The following is a 22984-nucleotide window of genomic DNA, read 5'->3' as shown; positions in this document are numbered from 1 at the left end:
CTCGCACGAGTCGTGCGGAAACTAGTTTTCGATCATGTCCACGAACGCGCGTTCGTTGCGTTCGGCCAGCCGGTTGTACCAGATGCCGATGCCGAACAGGAACGGGAACGGCAGGACGCCGAGGATCAGCCAGGCCACCGGGATGCCGACCACGCTCAACCGGGAGAACCCGGGAAGGAGGTAGAACAGCACCGGCAGCGAACCGAACACGACGACGACGAGGCCGGACAGCAGCAACGCCGTCCGCAGCTGGACCTTGACCAAGTGGTCCTTCACGAGCAGTTTTCCCCAGCTGGTCTGCTCTTCCAGCTCGACGCGGGCGCGCAGGCTACCGCTGCCGCGACGCTGGTCGTTGAGGATCACCCGTTCGCGCTTGGGCCTCGCGTGGTGCTCCGGCTTCGGCGCCGGCTCGTCCTCCGGCGCCGGCGGGAGCGGCTCGACGACGGCCTGGTCCGTCGGCTGCGGCAGGGGCCGTTGCTGGCGGATGCGCCGGCCGAGCGTCGGATCGGGCTCTCGCACGCCGTTCGCGCGGCGCTCGTAGAAGTCGTCGGTCATGGCCCGGTCCCGGTTCAGCCGTTCCGGCCCGAACCGACCAGCCGGTCCTTCAGCGCACGGGTGTGCCGCCGGCTGACCGGCAGCACCTTCTCCTCGTTGCCGATCACGACCTGGTAGCCGCCCTGGCCCATGCGCAGCTCGGTGATGAGCGGCAGCGCGACCAGGAACGACCGGTGGATCCGGACGAAGCCGGCTTTTTCCCAGCGTTCTTCGAGCTGGGCCAGCGGGATGCGGACCAGGTGGCTGCCTTCGGTGGTGAACAGCCGCGCGTAGTCACCCTGCGCTTCGACCCAGCGGACCGAGGAGCGCGGGATGAGCTTGGTGGTGCCCGCCAGCTCGACCGGGATGACCTCGTCGTCGTTCTTCACGCCCGGCTCGCCGCCGAGGGCGCCGGGCGCCGGCGCCGCGGCCGAAGCCAGCTTCTCGATCACGCGCGAGATCGCGCGGTCCAGGCGATCCTGCTGGTACGGCTTCAGCACGTAGTCCAGGGCGCCGAGGTCGAAGGCGTTGACCGCCTCTTCGGCGTGGCCCGTGACGAACACGAGCGCGGGCGAGGGCCGGAGCGCGGCGAACACGCGCGACATCTCCATCCCGGACAATCCGGGCATGTCGATGTCGGCGAAGACGGCGTCGACGATCGGCAGGCCACGCTCCTTGCGATCGCGTAGCCTCGGGTCGTCGGTCGACAGCAGCCGCAGCGCCTCCGACGCGTCGATCGCCGGGAACACCTTCGCGACGTGGGGGCTGTTGCGCAGGCAGTGGACTAGTTCGTCCAGACCTCGAGGCTCGTCGTCCACAGCCAGGACCACGAGCTTCCGGGTGTCATCGTGAGCACTCACAGTGAAACGCATCCTGCCCATTGCCGAGTGCAATGTCCAGCCCCCGTCTGCCTGAAGTGGCGGGACCCCGCTGGTGACGCCGCCACCAGCGGGGTCCCTCGTCTCAATGCACGAACGTGAACCAGTTGAGGTTCACGAAGTCGGCGGGCTGACCGCTCGTGAAGGTCACGTACACGTTGTGCACCCCGGTCACCCCGCTGATGTTCGCCGGGACGGTCCGCCAGCTCTGCCAGCCGCCCGTGTTGCCGACGGCGAAGCTGCCGATCGGGGCGTTGGACAGGCTGTCCAGCCGGACCTCGACCAGCCCGCTGACCCCGCCCGCGGCACCCGACGCCACGCGCGCCTGGAAGTTCGTCGCCGCACTGCTCCCGAAGTCGACGTTCGAGTAGAGCGCCCAGTCGCCGGTGCCGGCCGGGCCGATGTTCTGGCCACCGCCGGTGTCGCTGGTCGTCTGCTTGGCCAGGCCGTTCTGCTGGGTGTACGACTCGGCCTGGATGGTGCTGTACGCGCTGCCGCCGCCGTTTCCGGGTGGGGTCGTGGTGGTGGTCGGCGGCGTCGTGGTCCCGCCGCCGCCCGAGCCGCGTGTGCTGACCGTCACGTAGTCGACGACCATCGGACGGCCCGGCACGATCCCCGCCCCCGGCGTGGTCGTGCCGGAGTTGTTGTTGGGGAACGCGCCGCCGATCGCCACGTTCAGCAGCACGAAGTAGCCCTGGTGGGTGGTCATGTTCGCCCACGTGGTCGCGTCGACCTGGTTCTGGCTGACCGAGTGGAACTGCTGCCCGTCGACGAACCAGCGGAACACCTGCGGGCTGACGCTCGCGTCCCATTCGAAGCGGTAGGTGTGGAAGGCCGACTGGCAGCTGCTACCGGGGCAAGCGCGGTTGGCGACGATGCCGGTGGTCTCGTTGCACGGGCCGCCCGGGTTGACGCCGCAGTGCAGGACGCCCCAGACGGAGTTGATCCCGTTGACGTTCTCCATGATGTCGAACTCGCCGACGGCCGGCCAGTTCCACCAGTTGCCGCGGTAGGGGCCGCCGAGGGCCCAGAACGCCGGCCAGTAGCCGAGCGCGGCCGCGCCGGTGACGTTCGGCATCTGGATCCGGCTTTCGATGCGCATGACGCCGCCGGCCGGGGGCTTGAAGTCGGTGCGCTGGGTTTCGATCCGCGCCGACGTCCAGTTGCCGGAGCCGTCGCGCAACGGCGTGATGCGGAGGTTGCCGGCGCCGTCCTGGGAGAGGTTGGACGTGCTCGACGTGTAGTTCTGGATCTCGCCGGTACCCCAGTTGCCGGGGCCGCCGGGGTAGGCGTGGCCGGTGTCGATGATCCAGTTCGAGCTCGCGGGCAGGGTGCCGGAGCCGCCGGTGAAGTCGTCGGCGAAGACCGTGGTCCAGCCCGAGTCGGGCGGTGGGATGGAGGCGGCGGCGGGCATGGTCAGCGGGATGGCGATGACCGCGGCGCCGAGCACGGCACCTAGGGCGAATCTTCGGGAGTGGGGCATCGGGTACGACCTCCTCGTCGTCCGGATTTGTTGCCGATCGCAACAAAGCCCGTTCACGAGGAAACCCGACGCCCCACGTCAACTCCAGAGGCGTTACGCGGGAAGAGTGATCCAGGTCACAAATTCTGCCCGGAAGTACTCAAACCGGACAGCGGTTTCACTCGGTGCCTTTCGGATGCCCTGTACTCGCAAGGACCACCCAGACAACCCGCCTGCTCGGATCGGGGCAGTACCAGACCCGCCCGCCCGCAGTCACTTCGTACTGCCACTGATCGAGCGTCCGCCCACCGACTTCACGCGTGGCGAAGGCACCCTTCAACTTGTGCTGGCGCGCTGGATTTTCCGGAGACGTGGGGCGCTCAGTCAGGACGATCCACGCCTCCCACGTGTTCGACCTCGCCGCCTGACAAAGTGCTTCCCAGCCTTTCGCTGCCTCGGAGGTCGCGAAGCGTGCCTCCCAGCCACCAGGTCGCGCGGGCGGGGCGACTCGGTCGCCGCGTTTCGCGGGCACTGTTCAGATGTCCGTGGGACCCGGCACGGGACCGAAGTCTTCGTCGATCGGACCGGTGAGCTTGCCGGCGAGTGCCGGGTCGGCGTGAATGGCCGCGGTGCTGCGCCATTCGGTGATCGTCTGGGCGAGAACCGACCACTGCCCCAGCTCCGCGGAAGCCTGAAAGGCGCGCGCGAAGTCCCGGACGAACTGCGCGCGCTCCGCCTCGGGCAGGACATCCACCCACGGAAACTCGTCGAGGAGCGCCGCCGCCGCCACGTCCTGCGGCAGGTGAGCCAGCACGTTGCGCAGCGCACGCGCGGCCGCGACAGAGCCTTCCGAAGCCGAGTGCGCCCTGTCCTCCCTGGTCAGCAGCAGGGCAGCACCGTCGCGGCGACGGACTCGGACGTCGCCCTCGTCGGCGAGAGCAGCGACACTCTTGGGATCGCGCTGCAACTCGCTCCACTGCACCTCGGTGGTAGCCATGCAACTATTCTGAACTTTTTCAGAAGTCTTGGCAAGTCGTTCGTCAGAGGCCGAAGCGGGACCACGCCGCCTTCTGCGTCACCGCGTCCAGCACCGACGCCGCGGCCGGGGCGCCGATGCCGAGGCGGGCCAGCAGCGGCTTCTTCGGCTCGGCCACCGAGATGTCGGCGTCCGGGTAGCGCTCGGTGATGATCTGGCGGAGGCTGCCCAGACCGTCGATCAGGCCCCGCTCCAGCGCCTTCGCGCCGAGCCAGACGTCGCCGGTGAACAGGTCTTCCGTCTCCGTCAGCCGGTCGCCGCGGCGCTCCTTCACCCAGCTCACGAACAGCTCGTGGAGCTGGGTGTGCATCTTCTTCAGCCACTCGACGTCTTCGGGCTTCTCCGGCGAGAACGGGTCGAGGCGCGACTTGTTCGCGCCCGCCGTGTGCAGGCGCCGCTCGATGCCGAAGCGCTCCAGCAGGCCGGTGAAGCCGAAGCCGCCGCTGATCACGCCGATCGAGCCGACCATCGACGTGCGGTGCGCGTAGATCTCGTCGGCCGCGCAGGCCAGCCAGTACCCGCCGGAGGCCGCGACGTCCTCGCAGAACGCCAGCACCGGCACGCCCTTCTCGTCGGCCAGCTGCCGGATCCGCTCCGCGACCAGCCCGGACTGCGTCGGCGCGCCGCCCGGCGAGTTGATCAGCAGCGCGACCGCCTTCAGCCGGTCGTGGCCGAACGCCCTCGTCAGCGCCGTCTCGATGGCGGCGAGGTTGATCGCGCCCCTGGCCAGCGGGGACGGCGACGGCGTGATCACGCCGTGCAGCTTCACCACGGCCACGACGTCCTTGCGCTCCACGCGGTCGGCGAGCACCGGGATCCGCGAAGCCAGTTTGTCCGTAACGCTCATAAGGCCAGGCTAGCGGGATTCAGCCCATGGGGAGGATGCCGGAGCGCGTGCCGTTGACACCGTTCACCTCGGAGCCGTTGAGCTGGGCCGGGCCGCCCTGCGACGGGACGTCAGCTTGCGCGGTGTCGTTTTCGGAGCTGTAGTCCGGCATGTTCGGGCGGACGCCGGGGACGAACTTCGGCACCCGCAGCGTCACCTTCATGCCCGCGCCGGGCGCGGTCTCGACCATCACCGCGTAGTCGTTGCCGAAGACCTGCTGCATGCGCTGGCTGATGTTGCCGAGCCCGACGTGCGCGCCGGTGCTGTGCGCGTTCTTGACGTCCTTGAGCCGCCGCGGGTCCATGCCGATGCCGTCGTCCTCGACGCTGATCAGCGCCTCGGTGCCGTGGTCCTGCGCGATCACCGTGACGCAGCCGCCGCTGGGCTTGCTGGCCAAGCCGTGCTTGACCGCGTTTTCGACGAGCGGCTGGATGATCAGGAACGGCACGACGACGCTGAGCACCTCGGGCGCGATCTTCATCCGCACCTCGAGCCGGCCGCCGAAGCGGGCGTTCTCGATCGTCAGGTAGCGGTCGATGTTGCGCAGCTCCTCGGCGAGCGAGGTGAACATGCCCGACGAGCGGAACGAGTAGCGCGTGAAGTCGGCGAAGTCCTGAAGCAGCTCTCGTGCCTCTTCGGGGTCCGTGCGGATCAGCGCGGAAATCGTGTTGAGCGCGTTGTAGACGAAGTGCGGCGAGATCTGCGCGCGCAGCGCCTTGATCTCGGCCTGCTGGAGCTGCTGCTTCGACTCGTCGAGCCGGGACAGCTCGAACTGCGTGCAGACGAACTGGGCGACGGCGTCGGCCATCTGCACCAGCCGCCCGCGGGTGCGGCCGACGACGATCAGCGCCGCCTCGGTCTCGCCCTCGACCAGCAGCGGCACGATGACGGCGGTCTTCATCCGGCAGGTGCCCCGGTGGTTGCACGGCATCCGGTCGTGCGCGACGACCTCACGACGGTGCTTGCGGATCGCCGCGCCGATCGCGTCGACGAGGTCTACGTAGTGCTCGTTCGCCTCGCCGTCCCAGGACAGCAGCGTGCCCTCGCTGTCGGTGATGCCGACGGCGACGCAGTCGAGCATCTGCAGCAGCTGGGTGGTGATCTTGTCAGCGGCGTCCTCGTCCAGGCCCGAACGGAGGTTCGGCGCGGCCTTCGACATCCGGTGCACCGCCTGCAGCATGGCGTCCTCCACCACGCTGGCCGGTTTGCGCTGCTTCACGAGCAGCACGATCACCACGATGCCGAGCAGGGCCGCGACACCCCAGGGGACGACCTGCGCAAGCGGAAACCCGGACACGGCGTCCATGCTCTGCGCTCGACCAACCGGGTGCAAGGCCTGATCCCACTTTCTGTCCAACTGTGATGACCGAGGGTTGGAGTGACCCTACTAAGAGTCGGTTGACCAGCCGACCAGTCACAGTCCGCAACACGCGGGAGCGGCGTCCTGTTCCACCGGATCCGGCGAAAGTCCCAGGAAGAGGCCGGTTTCGCTGTCGGCGATCGCGGCGTCGCCGAGGTCCGGACCACCGGCGGCACAGCACGTGCGGCCGAACGGGGGAATCCCGGTGCGTGACGTGCTGACCACAGGTGTCACCTGGCTACTTGAGTAGCCGCGACATCCGGCGGTCGGCCAGTGGCTTGCCGCCCGTCTGGCAGGTCGGGCAGTACTGGAACGACTTGTCGGCGAACGAGATCTCGCGGATCGTGTCGCCGCAGACCGGGCACGGGAGGCCGGTGCGCGCGTGGACCCGCAGGCCCGAGCGCTTCTCGCCCTTCAGGCGCGCCGCCTTCTGGCCCACCGAGCGCCCGACCGCGTCGGACTCGATCTCGACGATCGCCTCCGCCAGGGTCTCCAGGGCGCCCTCGTCGAGCTTGCCGATCGTCGCGTATGGGGAGAGCTTCGCGCGGTGCATGATCTCGTCGGAATAGGCGTTGCCGATGCCGGCGATCAGCGACTGGTCGGTCAGCGCCCACTTCAGCCGGGTGTTCCTCCCGGCGAACAGCTCGCGCAGCTGGACGGCGTCCAGGGAGAGGGCGTCCGGCCCGAGACGCGCCACGCTCGCGATCTCCTGCGGGTCCTTCACGACCCACGCCGCGAGGCCCTTCTTCGTGCCCGCTTCGGTGAGGTCGAAGCCGGGCCCGGTGGCGGACTCGAGGTGCACGCGCAGCGAGATCGGGCCCTTTCCCGGCTTGAGCGGCGCCGCGGCCAGCCCGTCGGACCAGCGCAGCCAGCCGGCGCGCGCCAGGTGGACGACCAGGTGCAGGTCACCCGCGACGACGTCGAGGTGCTTGCCGTGCCGGGTCGCGCCGGTGATCTCGCGGCCGTGCAGGTCGGTCCACGGCGGGGTCGCCGTCTTCAGGACGCTCAGCGATGCGACATCGATGCGGAAGATCGTCCGGCCAACGGCGTTCTCGCGCAGGTGGTGCGCCAGGGCTTCGACCTCGGGCAGTTCGGGCATGCCCCCAGTTTCACCCCTTCGGCCGAAATCCGGTACCGGCTACTCGACCGGGTGCAGCGGCCCGTCGAAGTCCGGCAGCGAGTGGCGCTGGATCGTCTTGGAGATCTTCTTGACCTCACCCTGCACGGTGAACATGCCGCGGATGGTGCCGACCCAGCGCTCGGACGGCCGGTCGCCGGTCATGTCGCCCTCGGTCTCCGCGACCACCGTCCACGGCCGGCGCAGGATCCACCGCAGCGGGAAGAACAGCACGATGAGCAGCAGCGCCAGCAACACCCACGCGGGGATGTTGACCTCGTTCGGCGTCCACACCACGAGGATCACGGCCAGCAGCGCCGTCACGACGATCATCGCGATGCCGGGGCCGTAGCTGCCGGCGACGTCGTGCTCGAAGTCGTCGGCCGTCGCCGGTGCGCGCCATTCCATCTGGGCACGGACCACCCAGTCGCGGCCGTCTTCGCCGCGTACCAGCCGGTTCATTCAGTTGCCTCCCGGGGCGCCCGCAGGGTGAGCAGCACAACGGTACCGTGCCCGGGCTCGCCCGCGCGAGGGAGGAATCGGACATCCCACCCGGCGAAGTTGATCACCGCAGTTCAGGGAGCCGATGAGCCGGTCGACGCCGAATCCGCCGATTCGCCCGAACCAGTGACGCTGGAGGCGCTGCTCGGCCACGGCTTCCCGGACGTCGGCGTCACCGTCGTCGAGGGCTCGGTGGACGACGGTTCGGTGCCGGTCGGCTCCGGCTTGCCCGGCGCCGTCGTCGTGGTGCTCTCCGGACGGCCGGACGGCGACAGCTCGGGTGCGTCGGCGCTCTCCGGCACCGTCTCGTCGCTGGACTTCGTCATCTCCGGGCTCGAGGAGTCCAGCCGCGGCGACGTCGTCGAGTGGTCGGGCACGCCGAAGGTGGAGGACGACAGGTCGTCGCGCGGGGCGTCGCCGTTCGTGCCCTGGTCCGTCCCCGTACCGGCGTCCCCGGCCGGGACGTCGCCCGCCGGCAGGCCCGGCACCTCGTTCGCCCCCAGCTGGCGGCCGCCGGTGCGTTGCCGCACCGGGACGGTGACCCCCGTTCCGCGGCCGTTGAGCACGCCGAAACCGATCCGGGGGTTCTGCTGCGGCTGCGGGGGCGGCTGGTGGTGTGACTCGGTCGGCGGCACCACCACGAGCTCGGGCGCGCCGCCGGTCAGCCCGACGTCCTGCACCGGCGTCGTCCCGAACAGGACGGGACCGGCCGCGACACCGACGGCGCCCACGGCCGCGGTCGACGCCAGCGCGAGCCCGACCTTGACCTTCGACCCGACCAGCACGCCCTTGATCGTCGCGCCGAGCCCGGCCAGCGCGCCGCTGCCGCTCGCGGCGGCACCCGCCGCCGGCACCAGCAGCACCAGCACGCCGGCGTGCGCGCGCAGCGACGAGCAGACGTCGCGAAGTTCGTCCTGGGTGGCGCGGCACGACGGGCAGCCGTGCAGGTGCGCCTTGATCCGCTCGGCTTCGGCGCCGGTGACGCTGCCCGCGGTGAACCCGCCGAGCTTCTCGACGACCGCGCGGCACGAGTCCGGCCCGCGATTCACCGAAAGGTGTGCCTGCAGGTACGCCGCGCGCAGGCCCTGACGGGCACGCCGGGCCAGCGCCGCGGTGGCGTTCGCGCTCAGCCCGAAGTGGGGGGCGACCATGGCGGGCTGCTCGCCCTCGACCTCGGTCTGCCACAGGACGGTCCGCCAGCGCTCGGGCAGGCTGGTGAACGCGGTCGTGATCAGGGTGTGCTCGGCCGTGCGGGCGTGCGTGTCGGCACCCGCGCCGGCGCGGAAGGTCAGCTCGTCGTCGGAAACGGGGACGTCGCGGCGGGCGCCGTGCCACTCCCAGGAGACGCGGCGGGCGACGGTCAGGAGGTAGGCGCGGACGTAGTCCCTGGGGCCGGCGCCCCGGCGGAGGGCCTGGAGCACGCGGAAGAACGTCTCCGCGGTGATGTCCTCGGCCTCGGACCGGTCGGAAGCCAGGCTCTGCGCGAGTCTCCGGACGGCGGCGGCGTGCAACTCGAACAGCTCCCCGAACGCGGCGTCTTCGCCGTTTCGAAGTCGTTGCAGCAGTGCCTGCTCGTCGGATTCCGAGGCCGCTGGTGGCGGCGCCGTGCCCAGCTCGGTCATCCGGCCCGGCACCTCCTCCCCGAAGGTCTCCCCATTCGGTCGAATGGGGACACCATACGGAGGGAATCAGCCGTCGTCACCCCTTGTACGCCAGCTGTGACACCGAAGCACCGGGTCAGGGCACCGGGGGACCCGCTCATCGGAGCAGTGTCGGCAGGGTATAGAGTTCTCCCATCAGCAAGGCAGTGCGGATGTAGCGCAGCTGGTAGCGCATCACCTTGCCAAGGTGAGGGTCGCGGGTTCGAATCCCGTCATCCGCTCAAGATCGAAGAACCGCTGCTCGGGCCACCCGGGCAGCGGTTCTTTGTCGTTGGGCTCCCGGTCCCGGCTCGCGGGTGACCGTCGGCCGGAGGTCCCCGTTACTTCCCGGCCGGGTCCGTCCGGATTCGGCAACTGTTTTCATCTGGCGTTCCGGCCGCGTTCCCGCGATGCCACCTCTTCGGGTGATGCGCGTGCTGGACGCCGACGGCCGTTTCGCTACACCACGGGGGTCTGGAAGGGATCGTGCTCGGCGAGGAGCTTGTCGAGCCGGGCCTGGTCGACGCGGGAGACCACCGAGGTCTCCTCCTGTCTGTCGCGCACGCACTTGGCGAGCGTGAAGGTGGAGGTGACCAGGTAGAGCGCGCCGAGGGCGAGGAAACCGCGGATCCAGCCGTCGACCGGCAGGTACGCGATCCCGCCGATGACCGCCGCCATCGCCAGGCCGAACGAGATCGCCGCCTGGATGTAGAAGGCCGTCGTGGTGGGGGACGAAGTTCCGGATTTGGTCATGTGACCACGGTCTCGCCGGGTCCCGCGGGTGTCTTGAGCAGTACTACTCAGCCGCGGTTGCGATGTGGCTACAGCTCGTAGACGTCCAGGACCGTCGGGGCCACCGGGGTCAGGTGGGGGTCTTCGCGTTCCGTCACCTGGCCGCGTGCCATGCGGTACACGCGGAACTCGTTGTCGTGCTCGGGGTCCTGGTCGTCCCAGATGTGCAGGAGGCCGTACGAACCCGGGGCCAGCTCGCCCGCTCTGGTGAACAGCTCCAGGAGCTCCGGGGCCAGGCGGCCGCCGTGCTTGTCGAAACCCGCGAAGTGGAGCATCGGCATGCCCGCGCTCCAGCGGAGGTCGACCAGGTCGAAGTCACCCGCGTCGCGGATAGCGCGGTGTACGCGGTCGACCAGGCGCTCCAGGAGCGCCGCGTCGTCGTCGCCGCTCGCGGTCGCCTGGATGGTCACCCAGCCGTGATATTCGAACACCCGCAGAACGGTAGCAAGAGATCAACCGCGAGCTCAGCGGGCCAGCGCGGACGGCTTCCCGTCACTGCGCAGGACGTTCGTCAGCACCCCTTCGCCGTGCCGCTCGAACGCCGGCACCAGCTTCTCGCCGAACACGCAGAGCGTGCGCTCCCAGGGGTGGCCGAGCGTGCCGAACGAGAAGTCCGCGGACAGGAACAGGTGGTAGTCCGCGCGCGGGAACACCTGCACCGGCCAGCGCGCGCCCGGGGTCATCAGGTGCGGGCGGAGGCGGTAGGACTGGTGCTGCCAGTGCAGCGCCCACATCCAGTCGTCGGGGCCGCAGGCCTCGCGGAACGCGGCCAGCGCGATCGCCGAGACCTGGTGCTCCTCGACGGCGTACGGGCCTAGGCGGAACTCGGCCGAGGCGCGGTCCAGGTCGCCGGGCGAAAGGTCCCAGGTCCGCGAGGGCGACGGCTCGCGGAAGCCCGGCCAGGCGTGGGCGTAGGTGCTCGGCCAAAATCCCAGCTTGTCGTACACCCAGTACCAGGCGGGTTCGTCGGCGACGCGGGAGACGGCTTCCCAGGCAGCATTCACTGTTACGACCTCTGACTCGGCCGGGCACGAAAGAACACGCGAAAGCTTCGTGTTCGGCCTCCGGTTTGTCCAGTCCTCATTCGCTCGCCGCGAACTGTGTCACTCGACCGGGTGGGTTCTGCCAGATTGTCACCATGCGAGTCCTCTTCGTCCACGGTGCGTTCGTCAGGGACGGCGCCTGGTGGTGGCAGCCGACGGCGGACGTCCTCGCCCGGCACGGTCTGCGCAGCTCAGCGGCGGTGCTGCCGAGCTGCGAGGCCGAGCCGCGCGGCGATCTCCACGACGACGCCGCGGCCGTCCGCGCGCTGCTCGACGCCTCCGACGAGCCTGTTCTGCTCGTCGGACACTCGTACGGAGGGATGGTGATCACAGAAGCCGGGAACCATCCCGCGGTCCGCCGGCTCGTCTACGTGACGTCGTTCCTGCCGGACGCCGGCGAGGCGCTCGCGGACTTCGGCGCCGCCGAGCCACTCGAACACCCGCCCCCGGTGCACGTCAGCCACGGCGACGGCACCGCGAGCGTCCGGGAGGAATTCGTGCGGCCGCTCTTCGCCCAGGACTTCGACGACGCCACGTACGCCGGCGCCGCGGCCCGGCTCACGGTCCAGAACGAGGCGGTGTTCGGCCAGCGGACGACGACCGCCGCGTGGCGCGAGATCCCGTCCACCTACATCGTCTGCGCCGAGGATCGGGCGACGCTGCCCGAGACGCAACGAGACCAGGCCCAGCGCGCGACCGAGGTCGTCGAGCTGCCCGTGCCGCATCACCCGTTCGTCACGCGGCCGGACCTGGTGGCCGAAGTGCTTCAGACGATGACGTAGCCCATCAGGAACTCCTTGGTCTTCCCCTCGCAGCCGGCGTCGAGCGAGTCGAAGTGGCTCGCGCCCGCGTTGCAGCGGTAGAGCGCCCGCGCGCCCGCCCAGGAGGGCGGGTTGGCGTAGAGGTGCCCGAGCAGGCCGAGTGACTGCTGGCCTTCGCACTTGCCGCTCTGGTCGGTCGAGGTGAACCAGTCCTTCTGGTCCTTCACCTTGCAGGCGAACAACTTCCGCGTGCCGGGTTCGGCCGTCGCGACGAGCGCACCGAACACGCCCTCCTTGGTGAAACCGGCCGGCGGGCCGACTTTCTTCGTGCCGCTGAAGTGCCCGCCTTCAGGGTGGTGGTAGCGGATCAGCGGCACCTCGGCCGGGTGCGGCTTGTCGCCGGCGGTCGACGACGGCGGTGGCGTGGCGGAACTCGCGCCGGGCAACACGGACGCGCTCGGCGACGTCGTGGGCTTCTTGGTGCTGGGTTTCTTGGTCGTCGACGGCGCGGCCGACGACGTCGAAGCCGGACCCGGAGCACCCGCGGCGACCGGCGTGGTGCTGTCGGGCTTGAGGAGGAAGATCGCGCCGAGAGCCGCGATCACCGCGACCGTCACCCCGGTCAAAACCAGCGGCAGCCGCTTCTTCCGCGGCGGCTTCCAGTCCACTGTGGTCGGTGACGGCGCGGCCGCCTTCGCCGTCACCGGCTCGAAGACGATCGTCGGCAACGACGCCGGGTCGACCGCCTGCGTCGGCGAGTCGGCGATCGCGCTGCGCGCGGCGGAAAGCAACCCCCGCAGCCCGGCCGCGCCCAGCCGGTCCGAAGCGGACTGCGTGAGCAATCCGCGGACGGCGTCGGCGAGCGGCCCGCGGCAGCGCTCCAGCACCGGCTGGTCGTACATGATCGCGTGCAGGGTCGCGGCCGTGGTGGTGCGCTGGAAGGGCGCCCGGCCTTCGGCGGCGTGGAAGAGCGTCGCGCCCAGCGACCAGAGGTCCGACGCGGGCGACGGCCCGGCCCCGGCGAACAGCTCGGGCGCCATGTAGCCGGGCGAGCCCATGACGCCGCCGGTCTGTGTCAGCGAAGGGTCGTCCATCGCCCGCGCGATGCCGAAGTCGGCGAGCTTCACGCGGTCGCCGGGCAGCACCATGATGTTGCTGGGCTTGACGTCCCGGTGTACGACGCCGGCCGCGTGCGCGCTCTCCAGCGCGCTCAGCACCTGCAGGCCGAGCGCGGCGACGCGGTCGTTCGCCAGCGGTCCTTCGCGCCCGACGACGTCGGCGAGCGTCGGCGCGATCACCAGTTCCATGACGATGAAGGTCGCGCCGTGCTCGCTGACGACGTCGTAGACCGTGACCACACCGGGGTCGTTGAGCCGCCCCGCGGTGCGCGCCTCGCGCATGACCCGCTCGAGGTGCGCCGGCGACGCGCCCGGCGGGGTGGCCAGTTCCTTCAGCGCGACGGGCCGCCCGAGCACCTTGTCCTCGGCGCGCCAGACGACGCCCATGCCGCCCCGGCCCAGCTCCGCCGAGATCGCGTACCGTCCCGCGACCAGTCTCATCGTCGCCCCCCTGACGCTCGGGGGCGATGCTAAGGGAGGCGCCGGACGACCCCGGCGCCTCCCCGGCTCAGGCGGCGTCCCAGAGCGTGAGGAACGCCGAAGCCTCGGCGCGGGCCCAGGGCCGCAGCCGTTCACGGTCGCGGGCGGAGAGCTGGAACTCCTTGCTCCGGCGGACGTCGACGACCAGCGCGTGGCCGCCCGGCAGGACGTCCGGCATCGCCTGCTCCAGCACCCACAGCGCCAGCTGCGCCGAGTCCTTCGTCAGCGGTTCCTCCTTGAAGTAGAGCCAGGTCGCGTACCGGCGGCCGTCGCTCTTGCGAAGCCCGAGGTGCGGGCTCACGCCGATCTCGAGGTCCCCGATCCGGCAGCGGCCGCGCCCGACCTCGACCAGCCGCGGCGACTTCCGGCCGAGGTACCGCAGCCAGCCTTCGGCTATCGCGGCGTAGTGCGGTTTCGTCCGGTCGTCGGCGGCGTTGACGAGGGCGCGCAACGCCGTCGCGTCCTGCCCGGCCGCCCGCCCGGACCGCACGGCGTTCGCCGCCCTCCGGTAGTAGTTGAACGCCGCTCGCGCCGGGTCTTCGTACAACCGGCGCTGCCGCCGGACGAACGACGACCGCGACGGACCGGTACTCGCGCTGTAGCCCACGAACGTGGGCAGGGTGATGTAGGCCATGGCCCTGCCTTCCTCCATCACGCCACCCGCGGGTGCGGGCGGCATCTCCCCTGGACAACGCCCATTTTAGAACATATGTACGACAGTTTTCGGCGTCCGACGAGGTGACAGCCGCGAACTCGGGCGTGAGGATCCGGCGAACCGGCCGTCGGCTATGGTGAACGAGTGTCGGTGCACTTGAGGGGCGGGGAGCCGGAGAAGCGGATCCAGCCCCTCTCGGTCCACGAGGCTTGGTTGCCGAGGGACCACTCGATGTACCGCCCGCGCCACGGCCGCCAGCGGATCGCCCTGGTCTGCGCGGTCATCTTCTTCCTGACGCCCGTGGTTTCGCTCGGCCTGTTCGGCCCGCCCGCCGAGTTCGAAAACCGCAAGCTCCACGACTTCCCGAGCCTGTCCGACGGCTGGGGCTTCTTCGGCGGGCTCAGCGCCTGGGCGACCGACTGGCTGCCCGGCCGCCAGGCCGCCATCCAGGCCGAAGACGGGATCAGCCGGTCCGTGTTCGGCGAGCCTCCGGCGCTGGGCGCGAAACCCCCCGCACCGGGGGTCGGCCCGGTGCCGAGCCAGCCGCCGCCCGCCCGCCCGGAAACCGGCCAGTCGCAGGGGCAGACCAACAGCAACTACCCGCCGGTCGTCGAAGGCCGCGACGGCTGGCTGTTCCTCGGCAACGACCTGTACGCCAAGTGCAACCCGATCATCCCGCCGGCCACCGTGGTGGACGAGCTGCTCGGGTTCCGCCGGGCGGTCGAGGCGTCGGGACGGCGGCTGGTGCTCATCGTGCCGCCGGACAAGTCGGACATCTTCCCGCAGTACCTGCCGGACCAGTACCCCGGCAAGGACTGCGCCCCGGTCGCGGCCCGGACGATGTGGCAGCGCCTCAACGACGACGTCGGCTACCTGGACCTGCGCGGGCCGCTGCTCGCCGAGTCGCAGCGCCAGGGGTCCCCGATCTACTTCAAGCAGGACACCCACTGGCAGTTCCACGGCGGACTCACGATGGTCCGGGCCTTGGCCGAGGACCTGCGTCCCGGCGTCACCGGCACCTGGCGGACCGCGCCGAAGGAGAAGTTCGACAAGCAGACGGATCTGCCGCCGCTGATCGGCCGCACCGGCAGCGAGCCCGCCGAGCTGGAGAGCCTGGCCCCGGACGGCGGCGCCGACCGCACGCGCACCTTCTTCGGCCAGCCGAACACCGTGCCCATCGAGCTGCACGGCCCGGCGGTCCCCGGCACCGTCCCCGACAAGGTCGCGATGATCGGGGACTCGTTCACCGGCTTCGCCAACATGTACTTCGCGGCCGCGTTCACGGACATGACGATCATGCACTCCGACTACGTCTCGCAGGACACGGCGGCGGCCGCGGCGAAACTCGCCGACAGCGACGTCGTCGTCGTCGAAATCGCGGAACGCAACCTCATCGGCGGGCAAAGCCCTATTCTGGCCCCGGCCGTGGTGAAGACGCTGAGTGAGCAGCTCGCGAAACATCCCCGGCAGTGAGCGCGCGCCAGCGCATGGACGAAGGAATCGGATGATCGTGCGGGAGCTGCCGTGGCTCGCCGGTGTGGACACCGGCAGTGCCTCGATCACCGCCGGCCGGGTCGCGGTCGGCGGCTGGCTGGTCTCGCCGAGCGGGCCGGACGGCAGCACCGTCCGGCTCGGCGGGCAGATCGCCCGGGTGCACTGGGAGCCCGGCACGACGGCCGTGCCCGGCGTGCCCGTGGACTGGCCGACCTGGGTCTGGCGGGCCGAGGTCGACGTGGACCAGCCGGCCGGCGTCGAGGCGACGGTCACCGCGCCCGACGGCACCGAGCTCAGCCGGGCGGCGGTCTGGCCGGAGAGCAGCTACCGGATGCCCACGCAGCTGGGGGAGATCGACTTTCCGGCGGCGGACGCCGAGCTCGCCGGCGACCTGGTCGTCGTCTCGGGGTGGCTGCTGCTCGACGGCAGGCTGCCCAGCCGGATCGAGGTGGAGGTCGACGGCGCCGCTCCGCAGCGCGCCCGGCTGATGCTGCCGCGGCCGGACGTCACCCGGAACCTGCCGGGCCAGGTCCGGCAGGCCGGGCTGAGCGGGTACGAGGCCCGCGTGCCCCTGCCGCTGGCCCCCGGCGACCGGCGGAAGGTGAGCCTGCGGGTGCGGGCCTGGACCCGGGACGGGCGCGAGTGGACCTCGCCGGTCCGGTACGCGACGCTGCGCCGCCGGGCGGCGGACCGGCGCGACGCCGAGGCCGCGGCCCGCGCGTCGGCGTTCAGCGAAGAGCTGCTCGGCCGCGTGAAGGCCGCCGTGGACGCCAACCACGTCCTGGTCGTCACGCACAGCCTGCGCGTCGGCGGCGGCCAGTTCTGGCTCAGCGAGCTGCTGCGCCACCTGGTGGGCACGCACGAGCACAAGGTCACGCTCGTCTCCCCCGAAGACGGGCCGCTGCGCGCGGAGCTGGAGGACCTCGGCGTCACCGTGCACGTCACCGGCCATCACCGCGTCCAGGACGCGACGCAGTACGCCGCCTACGTCAGTGAGCTGGCCATGCTGGCCACCGCGTCCGGCGCCGGGGTCGTGCTGGTGAACACCCTCGGCATGTTCGCCGGGGTCGAGGCGGCGAAGCGCGCGGGCCTGCCGGTGGCGTGGGTCATCCACGAAAGCTTCAGCCTGGAGGACTTCGCCTACCTGAACTGGGGCATGGACGGGCTCGACCCGCTGGTGCGCGAGCGCTGGGAGCACTGCCTGGCGGACGCCGACACGCTCCTGTTCGTCGCCGACGCCACGCGCGAGATGTTCCTGCCCCGATCGCGGCCGCGGCGGTGCGTCACCGTCCGGTACGGCATCGACCTCGTCCCGGTCCAGCAGGCGCAGTACGCCACCAAGGAAGAGGCCCGGCGCGAACTCGGGCTGCCGGAGACGGCGACCGTGCTGCTCAACATCGGCGTCAGCGAGCCGCGCAAGGGCCAGGCACCGCTGCTACTGGCCTTCGAGCAGGTCCGGGTGACGCACCCGGACGCCCACCTGGTGATCGTCGGGACCCACGAGTCGCCGTACTGCGACGCGCTGCAGGACTACGTCGAGGCGGCCGGGCTGAGCGGTTCGGTCAGCCTAGTGCCGATCTGCCGCGACCCGCGGCAGTGGCTGCGCGCGGCGGACCTGTTCGTCAACAGCTCCGACATCGAGTCGCTGCCCCGCTCGATCCTCGAGGCGATGGCGTTCGGCCTGCCCGTGGTGGCCGCCGACGTCTTCGGCACCCGCGAGATCGTCAGCGACGGCGAAAGCGGCTGGTTGTTCCTGCCCAACGACCTCAACGCGCTGACCGTCGGCCTGCTGCGGGCGCTGGACACGCCGCCGGAGGCCCGCGAGCGGATCGCCGAGCGGGCCCGGGCCGGCGTCGGCGCTTTCCTGGACTCCGCGCACTACGGGCAGGAGTTCTCCACCATCTTGAAGAGCCTCGCCCGAGGCACCGGTACCGAGGAACGGGACGCATGAGCTCCGAAGATGGCACAGGCGCGGTCGACCGCGAAGCCGAAGACGCACCGGTCGAGTACGCCGTGCCGGCGTCCGTACGGGCCGAGCTGCTGCAGCTGCGCGCCGAGCGCTCGGTGCTGATGGCCGAGCGCGAACGGCTGCTCGGCCGGCTCCGCGGCGCCGACGCCGACCTGCGCGAGGCCCTGCGCGTGCAGGAACGGCTGGTCGAGGACGCCCGCGCGAACGACGACCTGCGGCGGCAGGTCGACGAGGCCTCCGAGGCCCGCGTCGAGCTGGACGCCCTGCGCCGCGACCGCGATCTCGCCCGCCAGGAACTGGACCGCACCCGGCTGGAGCGCGACCAGCTGCGGATGGACCTGCTGCAGGCCGAGCTCACGCTCCACGGCGCCGACCTGCCCGAGATCGCGCCGACGGACGACCGGGACGCGGCACAGCTGCGCAGCCGGATCGCCGAGCTCGCCCAGGAGCTCGAAGCGCACCGGCAGACGATCAGCTGGCGGGTCACCGCGCCGCTGCGCACGGTCCGCCGGAAGACCCGCTGACGGTGGCCGATCCCCGACTGGTGCTGGCGTCCGCGCCGGGCGGCAGCGCCTTCATGGAAGAGCTCTTCGAAGTCGTCGCCGACGCCGTGCGCACGGCGGGCGGCCGGGCCGAGACGCACGTCGGTCCGCTGCCCGAAGGGGACGACGACACGGTGTTCGTCGTCGTCCCGCACGAGTACCTGGTGGTGCTGCCCGAGCGGCAGCGGCCCCGGCCGGACCAGCTGCGCCGCACGATCGCGTTCTGCGTCGAGCACCCCGGCACGCGGACCTTCGACACCAGCGCCGCCCTGCTCCCCGAGTTCGGCGGCGCGGTGGACATCAACGCCGACTCCAGCAGCGAGCTGGTGCGGCGCGGCCACGACGTCCGCCGGTTCCAGCTCGGCTACACCCCGCTGTGGGACCGGTGGGGCGGTGACCCGGACGCGCCGCGCGACATCGACGTCACCTACCTCGGCACCGCCGAGCACCGGCGCTCCGCGTTGCTGGCCCGCGCCGCCCGCGACCTGGACGACTTCGAGGTCCGGCTGCTGACGCCGCCGCACGAGCCGATGGTCAAGCCGCGCCCGGACTTCCTGATGGGCCGGGCGAAGCACGAACACCTGGCCCGCAGCCGGGTGCTGCTGAACCTGCACCGCGAGGCGTCCCGGGCCCTGGAGTGGGTGCGGGTGCTGGAGGCGGCCTGCAACGGCTGCGTCGTCGTCACCGAGCCCAGCCGCGACCTCGCGCCGTTCACCGCCGGGCAGCACCTGCTGGTGGCCCGGGAAACCGTCGTGGGCGCGGCCACGGCGGCGATGCTGCGCGACGGCGAACTGGAGCGGTCGATCCGCGCCGAGGCCTACCGCTTCGTCAAGGAAGAGCTGGACATGGGCCCGTCGGCCCGGGCCCTGCTGGAGCTGGCCGCGGACCTCGCGGAGCGGCACGGGGCGCCGGTTCGTTCGGAGCGTCCGCTCCGCAAAGCGGCCGCGGTCGTCGTGCCGGCCGAGGGGCCACTGGCCGTGGACACCCCGAGCTGGGACCCGCGGTTCCTCGGCGAGTCCTCTCTCGGCGCCGAACCCGGCCCGGACCGGCGGCTCGCGGCCCGGCTCACCGTGGAGCGCGCGGAAACCGCCCGGCGCACGGACGGCGGAGTCCTCACCCCGGCCGCACTGCCCCTCACGCCGGGGACCGCGACGCGGGCGGACGACCTCGACGTGCTCGTCGTCCGGCGGGTCGCGGACCCGGGTGTCGCCGCGCTCGTCGACGACCTCGCTCGCGGGACGACGGTTCCGGCGCGGGTCCTCGTCTGCCAGGACGGCACCGCGGAGCCGCCCGGGCCGAAGCCCTACGACGTGCTCCACCACCCCGTTCCCCGGGGCACCGGCCACGCGTACAACCGGCTCCTCGCCGCGTCCGACGCCGACCTGCTGCTGGTGCTCGACGCGGGTGTGCGATGCTCGCCCCACCTGGTCGAACGGCTGCTCGCCGCGGTGCGGGCGGGCGCGGACGTGGCCCACGGCCCGGTCGCGGACGCCGAGCGGGGCCTGGTCGGCGCGCTCCCGCCGGAGGCGCGGCGGCTGGCCCGGCTGCCCTACCTGGGGAGCGGCTACCTGGTCCGGCGGACCGTGCTCGAGAAGCTCGGCGGCTGGCCGGAAGACCCGTGGTCGGAAGGCTTGGAGCACCACAGCTTCTGGCTCGGGGTCGCCGGCCGGGGCGACCGCACGGAGCTGGTGCAGCAGGTCCTGCTGTCCCGCACGGTGCCGGACCCGCCGGCCCGGCCACTCGACCTCGATCCCCAGCGCGCCTGGGCCGCCGCCAACGCGAAACGGTAGGACATGGACAGAACCGAGACGACGGACGTGCTCCCGGCGATCACGGCCGAGCGCCCCGCTCCGCCGGAGGCACGCCCGGAACCGGCGAAGCCGGCCGACTCCGGGTCGCTGCCGTCGTTCATCCCGCAGCTGACCGGGGTCCGTGCGCTGGCGGCGCTCTGGGTGCTGACGTTCCACTTCCGCCCGGAGCTGGTCTCGTCGTTCCCGTTCCTCGGCCGGCTGGCGCCGCTGTTCGACGCCGGGCACCTCGGCGTCGACCTGTTCTTCGTGCTCAGCGGCTTCATCATGACCTACACCCACCTCGACCGGATGACCGAGCCGTGGACACCGCGCAAGGCGCTCGGGTTCCTCTGGCTGCGCCTGAGCCGGATCTGGCCGGTGATGTTCCTGGTGCTGCTCGGCTGGGCGCTCTACCGCGCGTACTCGCTGCAGGCCAACGCCGACGCGAGCATCCAGGCGGCGGCCAGCCCGGCCCGGTTCCTCGAGCACGTCCTGCTGATCCAGGGGTGGTTCATCGAACCGGACCAGTGGAACCCGGTGGACTGGTCGCTGAGCGCGGAATGGCTGGCGTACCTGGTGTTCAGCGTCGCGGTCGCGGTGCTGGCCAAGATGCTGCAGACGGTTCGCCTGCGCTCGCTGGTGCTGTGCGCGCTGGTTTCGGTGTTCCCGATCGTCGCGATCGGGGTGACCATGGAGGACGGCAGCGACCTGCTGCTGTTCAACAACGCGCTGGTGCCGGGGATGATCCCGCTGCGCGTCCTGACGGAGTTCTTCGGCGGGGCGTTCACCGCGTTGATCGTGATGCGTTGCGGCCGTTCCGCGCGGCTGCCGTGGTTCCTGCGCCCGACGCTGGTGTTCGCGGTCATCGTCGCGGTCATCTTCCTGGTGCAGCACTTCGACCCGTTCCGCCGCTACAACATGGGCCTGGACTGGCGGATCAACGGCCACCTGATGTGGGGCTCGGCCGAGACGGTGGTCGTGGTGCCCCTGTTCCTGCTGCTCATCGGCACCCTCGCGGTCAGCAGCCGGGAACCGTTGTCGTGGCTGCTGCGCACGAAGGTCCTGATCTGGGGCGGCAAGATCTCGTTCGCGTTGTACCTGGTCCACTGGCTGGTCATCGACGTGATGCGGCACGTCATCCAGACCAAGCTGAAGCTGACGGACATGCCGACCAGCTGGGAGTACCGGCTGATCGTGCTCGGCTTCCTCGCGCTGACCGTCCTGATCGCGCACGTCCTGCACCGCTACTTCGAGGAACCGACCCGCCGCGCGATGCGCCGCATGCTGCCGGAGTCCATGCGCGCCTGAGGGTTCAGCGACCGACCGGCTCGGCGAGCCGGTCGGTCCAGGCCTGGCGCAGCTCGGCGGTCCGCTCGGCCAGGTAGCCGGCGTCGCAGCGGCCCGCCTGGCGGACGACCTGGAAGCGCGCCTCGACCGCGGTGGCCCGCAGCACGGCGGCTTCGTCGAGCTCGAGCCGGTGGCACAGGTCGCGCACGACGTCTCCGACGGTCGGCCCCGGCGCGTGGCCGCCGCGGGCCAGTTCGTCGGCGGTGATCAGGACGCCGCGGGCGAGGACGTCGGCCGCCGTGCACCCGTCGACCGACCACTCGAGGTCGATCGGGACGAGCTCGGACGGAGTCACGAGCAGGTTCTGCGGCGTCAAGTCCCACAACCGCGGGCCGAGCTCCCCGGCCCGGGCGACGACGAGATCGCGCCAGCGGGTGAACAGTTCGGTCCGCCGCCCGGGGTGCGCCATCGCGAGCTCGAGCACGGTCGGCGCGTCCAAGACTTCGTCCACTGTGGACACGATGCGGACACCGTGGGCGGCGGCGGGGTGCGCGGCCAGCGGCGTCCGGCGCACGCGCAGGACGTCGCCGTCTCGTTCCACGACCGACCGGGTGCAGAAGTCGGCGGCCCGGTCCGTGCTGAAGAAGACGGCCAGCGCGCCGTCCTGCCAGAGCCGCTCCTCGCCGTCCTTCGCGGCCAGCACCAGGAACGAATTGCTGTGGTGCGGCGCCAATCCGGCGTCCACGAGCTCACTCCACACGCGCTGCTCGTCCACGACGCGGTCCCCGCTGCCCGTCCAGTCCGGGCTGGGGAACCCCGGCAGCTGCGTGGCCAGCCGGGGCCGGGTGGCGAGCAGCTCGTCGGACAGCACGGCTCGCGTCAGCTTGTAGTCCGGGAACGCGCCGAGCACGGTCGTGCCGGCGAACCCGGCGCGGGCCACCAGGTCCAGGAGCCGGTTGCGGGAGAACGTCCGCGCGACACCGCCCGCCGGGTACCCGGCGACGCCGTCCCACGGGATGCCGGTGTGGTCTTCGGCGGCCCCGCAAAGGTATTTGACGCCCAGCTGGTTCTCGATCGCGAGCACCAGCGTCCCGCCCGGGCGCAGCCGCGCGTGCGCCGCGCGCAGGAAGCCGACGTAACTGTCGTCGTCGTTGCCGCCCGCACCCACGTACTCGAGCACGCCGACGACGACCACGACGTCGTACGCCTCGGTCGCGGGAACGTCTTCGATACCACCGATGAAGACCTCGACGTCACCGAAGTCGCGAGTCCGGGCCCGGGCGCCCCGCGCGCGGCTCGGCACCGGCTCGACGGCGTCCACGGACCCGCAACACTCGGCGAGGTAACGGGTCACCGCGCCGGTGCCGCAGCCGATCTCCAGCACCGCGGCGCCCTCCGGCAACCGCAAGCCGCGCAAGACGTTCGCCCGGCCGTGATCGAGGTGGTAGCGCTCGGGCCAGGTGCGCGCGGCAAGGGTCAGCTCGTCGCTGAGGGACCCGCGGTCCTGCGCGTTCTCCAGCAACGCCGTGACGAAGTCCTCGGCGCCGTCGGCGTAGTCCGAGACGCCGGTCGACAGCACCGTGCAGCCGTGCTCGTCGTGGTCGACGAGGGACCGGAGCGGCGTGGTCACCCGGGCACC

At 71.3% G+C, this 22984-nt stretch carries 22 protein-coding genes and 1 tRNA gene; 7 read left to right on the top strand and 16 right to left on the bottom strand.

The window, feature by feature from the left end:
- Positions 1-21: 21 nt before the first annotated feature.
- The 10 genes from AB0M59_RS12555 to AB0M59_RS12510 all read right to left on the bottom strand — a co-directional run bounded on the left by AB0M59_RS12555 (position 22) and on the right by AB0M59_RS12510 (position 9396).
- Entirely contained in the window at positions 22-555 is a 534-nt protein-coding gene (locus AB0M59_RS12555; protein ID WP_364613054.1) for a hypothetical protein, read from the bottom strand.
- A 14-nt stretch (positions 556-569) separates the two neighbouring features.
- A complete protein-coding gene (locus AB0M59_RS12550) occupies positions 570-1406 on the bottom strand; it encodes a LytTR family DNA-binding domain-containing protein (protein WP_284743317.1) in 837 nt (278 codons plus the stop codon).
- A 91-nt stretch (positions 1407-1497) separates the two neighbouring features.
- Positions 1498-2895 (bottom strand): glycoside hydrolase family 16 protein, encoded by a 1398-nt coding sequence (locus tag AB0M59_RS12545; RefSeq protein WP_364613051.1) that lies wholly within the window; start codon positions 2893-2895, stop codon positions 1498-1500.
- 514 nt (positions 2896-3409) lie between these two features.
- Positions 3410-3871, bottom strand: a complete 462-nt coding sequence (locus AB0M59_RS12540) for a DUF6247 family protein (protein ID WP_364613048.1) — start codon at positions 3869-3871, stop codon at positions 3410-3412.
- 43 nt (positions 3872-3914) lie between these two features.
- Complete coding sequence (locus tag AB0M59_RS12535) at positions 3915-4757, bottom strand: S49 family peptidase (protein WP_364613045.1); 843 nt, start codon at positions 4755-4757, stop codon at positions 3915-3917.
- 19 nt (positions 4758-4776) lie between these two features.
- On the bottom strand, positions 4777-6102 hold the full coding sequence (locus AB0M59_RS12530; RefSeq protein ID WP_364613042.1) for a histidine kinase: 1326 nt from the start codon (positions 6100-6102) through the stop codon (positions 4777-4779).
- 108 nt (positions 6103-6210) lie between these two features.
- A complete protein-coding gene (locus AB0M59_RS12525) occupies positions 6211-6381 on the bottom strand; it encodes a hypothetical protein (protein ID WP_364613039.1) in 171 nt (56 codons plus the stop codon).
- A gap of 13 nt (positions 6382-6394) precedes the next feature.
- Positions 6395-7255, bottom strand: coding sequence for a DNA-formamidopyrimidine glycosylase family protein (locus AB0M59_RS12520; RefSeq protein ID WP_364613036.1), 861 nt, complete (start codon positions 7253-7255; stop codon positions 6395-6397).
- Between the two features lie 39 nt (positions 7256-7294).
- Complete coding sequence (locus tag AB0M59_RS12515; protein WP_155548404.1) at positions 7295-7735, bottom strand: DUF983 domain-containing protein; 441 nt, start codon at positions 7733-7735, stop codon at positions 7295-7297.
- Between the two features lie 113 nt (positions 7736-7848).
- A complete protein-coding gene (locus AB0M59_RS12510) occupies positions 7849-9396 on the bottom strand; it encodes a sigma-70 family RNA polymerase sigma factor (protein WP_364613032.1) in 1548 nt (515 codons plus the stop codon).
- Positions 9397-9583: 187 nt separating this feature from the next.
- Between AB0M59_RS12510 and AB0M59_RS12505 the strand changes: the two genes are divergently transcribed.
- A tRNA-Gly gene (locus tag AB0M59_RS12505) sits at positions 9584-9656 on the top strand.
- Between the two features lie 217 nt (positions 9657-9873).
- Here AB0M59_RS12505 and AB0M59_RS12500 read toward each other — a convergent pair.
- The 3 genes from AB0M59_RS12500 to AB0M59_RS12490 form a co-directional block, all read right to left on the bottom strand.
- The gene (locus AB0M59_RS12500) at positions 9874-10167 is read right to left on the bottom strand and encodes a YiaA/YiaB family inner membrane protein (protein ID WP_364613029.1); all 294 of its coding nucleotides are present in this window, start codon (positions 10165-10167) and stop codon (positions 9874-9876) included.
- 68 nt (positions 10168-10235) lie between these two features.
- Positions 10236-10637, bottom strand: a complete 402-nt coding sequence (locus AB0M59_RS12495) for an immunity 7 family protein (RefSeq protein WP_286000636.1) — start codon at positions 10635-10637, stop codon at positions 10236-10238.
- A gap of 33 nt (positions 10638-10670) precedes the next feature.
- Positions 10671-11210 carry a DUF2716 domain-containing protein gene (locus AB0M59_RS12490; protein WP_364613025.1) on the bottom strand — a complete coding sequence of 180 codons (540 nt, stop codon included), beginning with the start codon at positions 11208-11210 and terminating at the stop codon, positions 10671-10673.
- A 134-nt stretch (positions 11211-11344) separates the two neighbouring features.
- Here AB0M59_RS12490 and AB0M59_RS12485 point away from each other — a divergent pair, with 134 nt between their 5' ends.
- Complete coding sequence (locus tag AB0M59_RS12485; RefSeq protein WP_364613022.1) at positions 11345-12031, top strand: alpha/beta hydrolase; 687 nt, start codon at positions 11345-11347, stop codon at positions 12029-12031.
- On the opposite strand, the gene AB0M59_RS12480 is transcribed toward AB0M59_RS12485, so the two are convergent.
- The gene (locus AB0M59_RS12480; protein WP_364613019.1) at positions 12016-13569 is read right to left on the bottom strand and encodes a protein kinase; all 1554 of its coding nucleotides are present in this window, start codon (positions 13567-13569) and stop codon (positions 12016-12018) included. The two genes, AB0M59_RS12485 and AB0M59_RS12480, sit on opposite strands and share 16 nt — an antisense overlap.
- Before the next feature lie 67 nt (positions 13570-13636).
- Positions 13637-14242 (bottom strand): hypothetical protein, encoded by a 606-nt coding sequence (locus AB0M59_RS12475; protein ID WP_364613554.1) that lies wholly within the window; start codon positions 14240-14242, stop codon positions 13637-13639.
- Positions 14243-14494: 252 nt separating this feature from the next.
- On the opposite strand from AB0M59_RS12475, the gene AB0M59_RS12470 reads away from it, so the two are divergent.
- From AB0M59_RS12470 to AB0M59_RS12450, 5 genes are read left to right on the top strand one after another with little or no spacing between them, the layout of a single operon-like run.
- Entirely contained in the window at positions 14495-15736 is a 1242-nt protein-coding gene (locus AB0M59_RS12470; protein ID WP_364613016.1) for a hypothetical protein, read from the top strand.
- A 31-nt stretch (positions 15737-15767) separates the two neighbouring features.
- A complete protein-coding gene (locus AB0M59_RS12465; RefSeq protein ID WP_364613013.1) occupies positions 15768-17708 on the top strand; it encodes a glycosyltransferase family 4 protein in 1941 nt (646 codons plus the stop codon).
- The gene (locus AB0M59_RS12460) at positions 17705-18250 is read left to right on the top strand and encodes a hypothetical protein (protein ID WP_364613010.1); all 546 of its coding nucleotides are present in this window, start codon (positions 17705-17707) and stop codon (positions 18248-18250) included. The genes AB0M59_RS12465 and AB0M59_RS12460 overlap by 4 nt, the downstream gene beginning before the upstream one ends.
- A gap of 2 nt (positions 18251-18252) precedes the next feature.
- On the top strand, positions 18253-20058 hold the full coding sequence (locus AB0M59_RS12455) for a glycosyltransferase (protein ID WP_364613007.1): 1806 nt from the start codon (positions 18253-18255) through the stop codon (positions 20056-20058).
- Positions 20059-20061: 3 nt separating this feature from the next.
- On the top strand, positions 20062-21366 hold the full coding sequence (locus AB0M59_RS12450; protein WP_364613004.1) for an acyltransferase: 1305 nt from the start codon (positions 20062-20064) through the stop codon (positions 21364-21366).
- Between the two features lie 4 nt (positions 21367-21370).
- Here the strand turns inward: AB0M59_RS12450 and AB0M59_RS12445 are convergent, their stop codons facing one another.
- Complete coding sequence (locus tag AB0M59_RS12445; protein WP_364613001.1) at positions 21371-22975, bottom strand: methyltransferase; 1605 nt, start codon at positions 22973-22975, stop codon at positions 21371-21373.
- Between the last annotated feature and the right edge of the window lie 9 nt (positions 22976-22984).

Origin of the sequence: Amycolatopsis sp. NPDC051371 (assembly GCF_040682155.1) — a bacterium.
Taxonomy (GTDB): domain Bacteria; phylum Actinomycetota; class Actinomycetes; order Mycobacteriales; family Pseudonocardiaceae; genus Amycolatopsis.
This window is presented reverse-complemented; position numbering and strand designations above follow the sequence as displayed.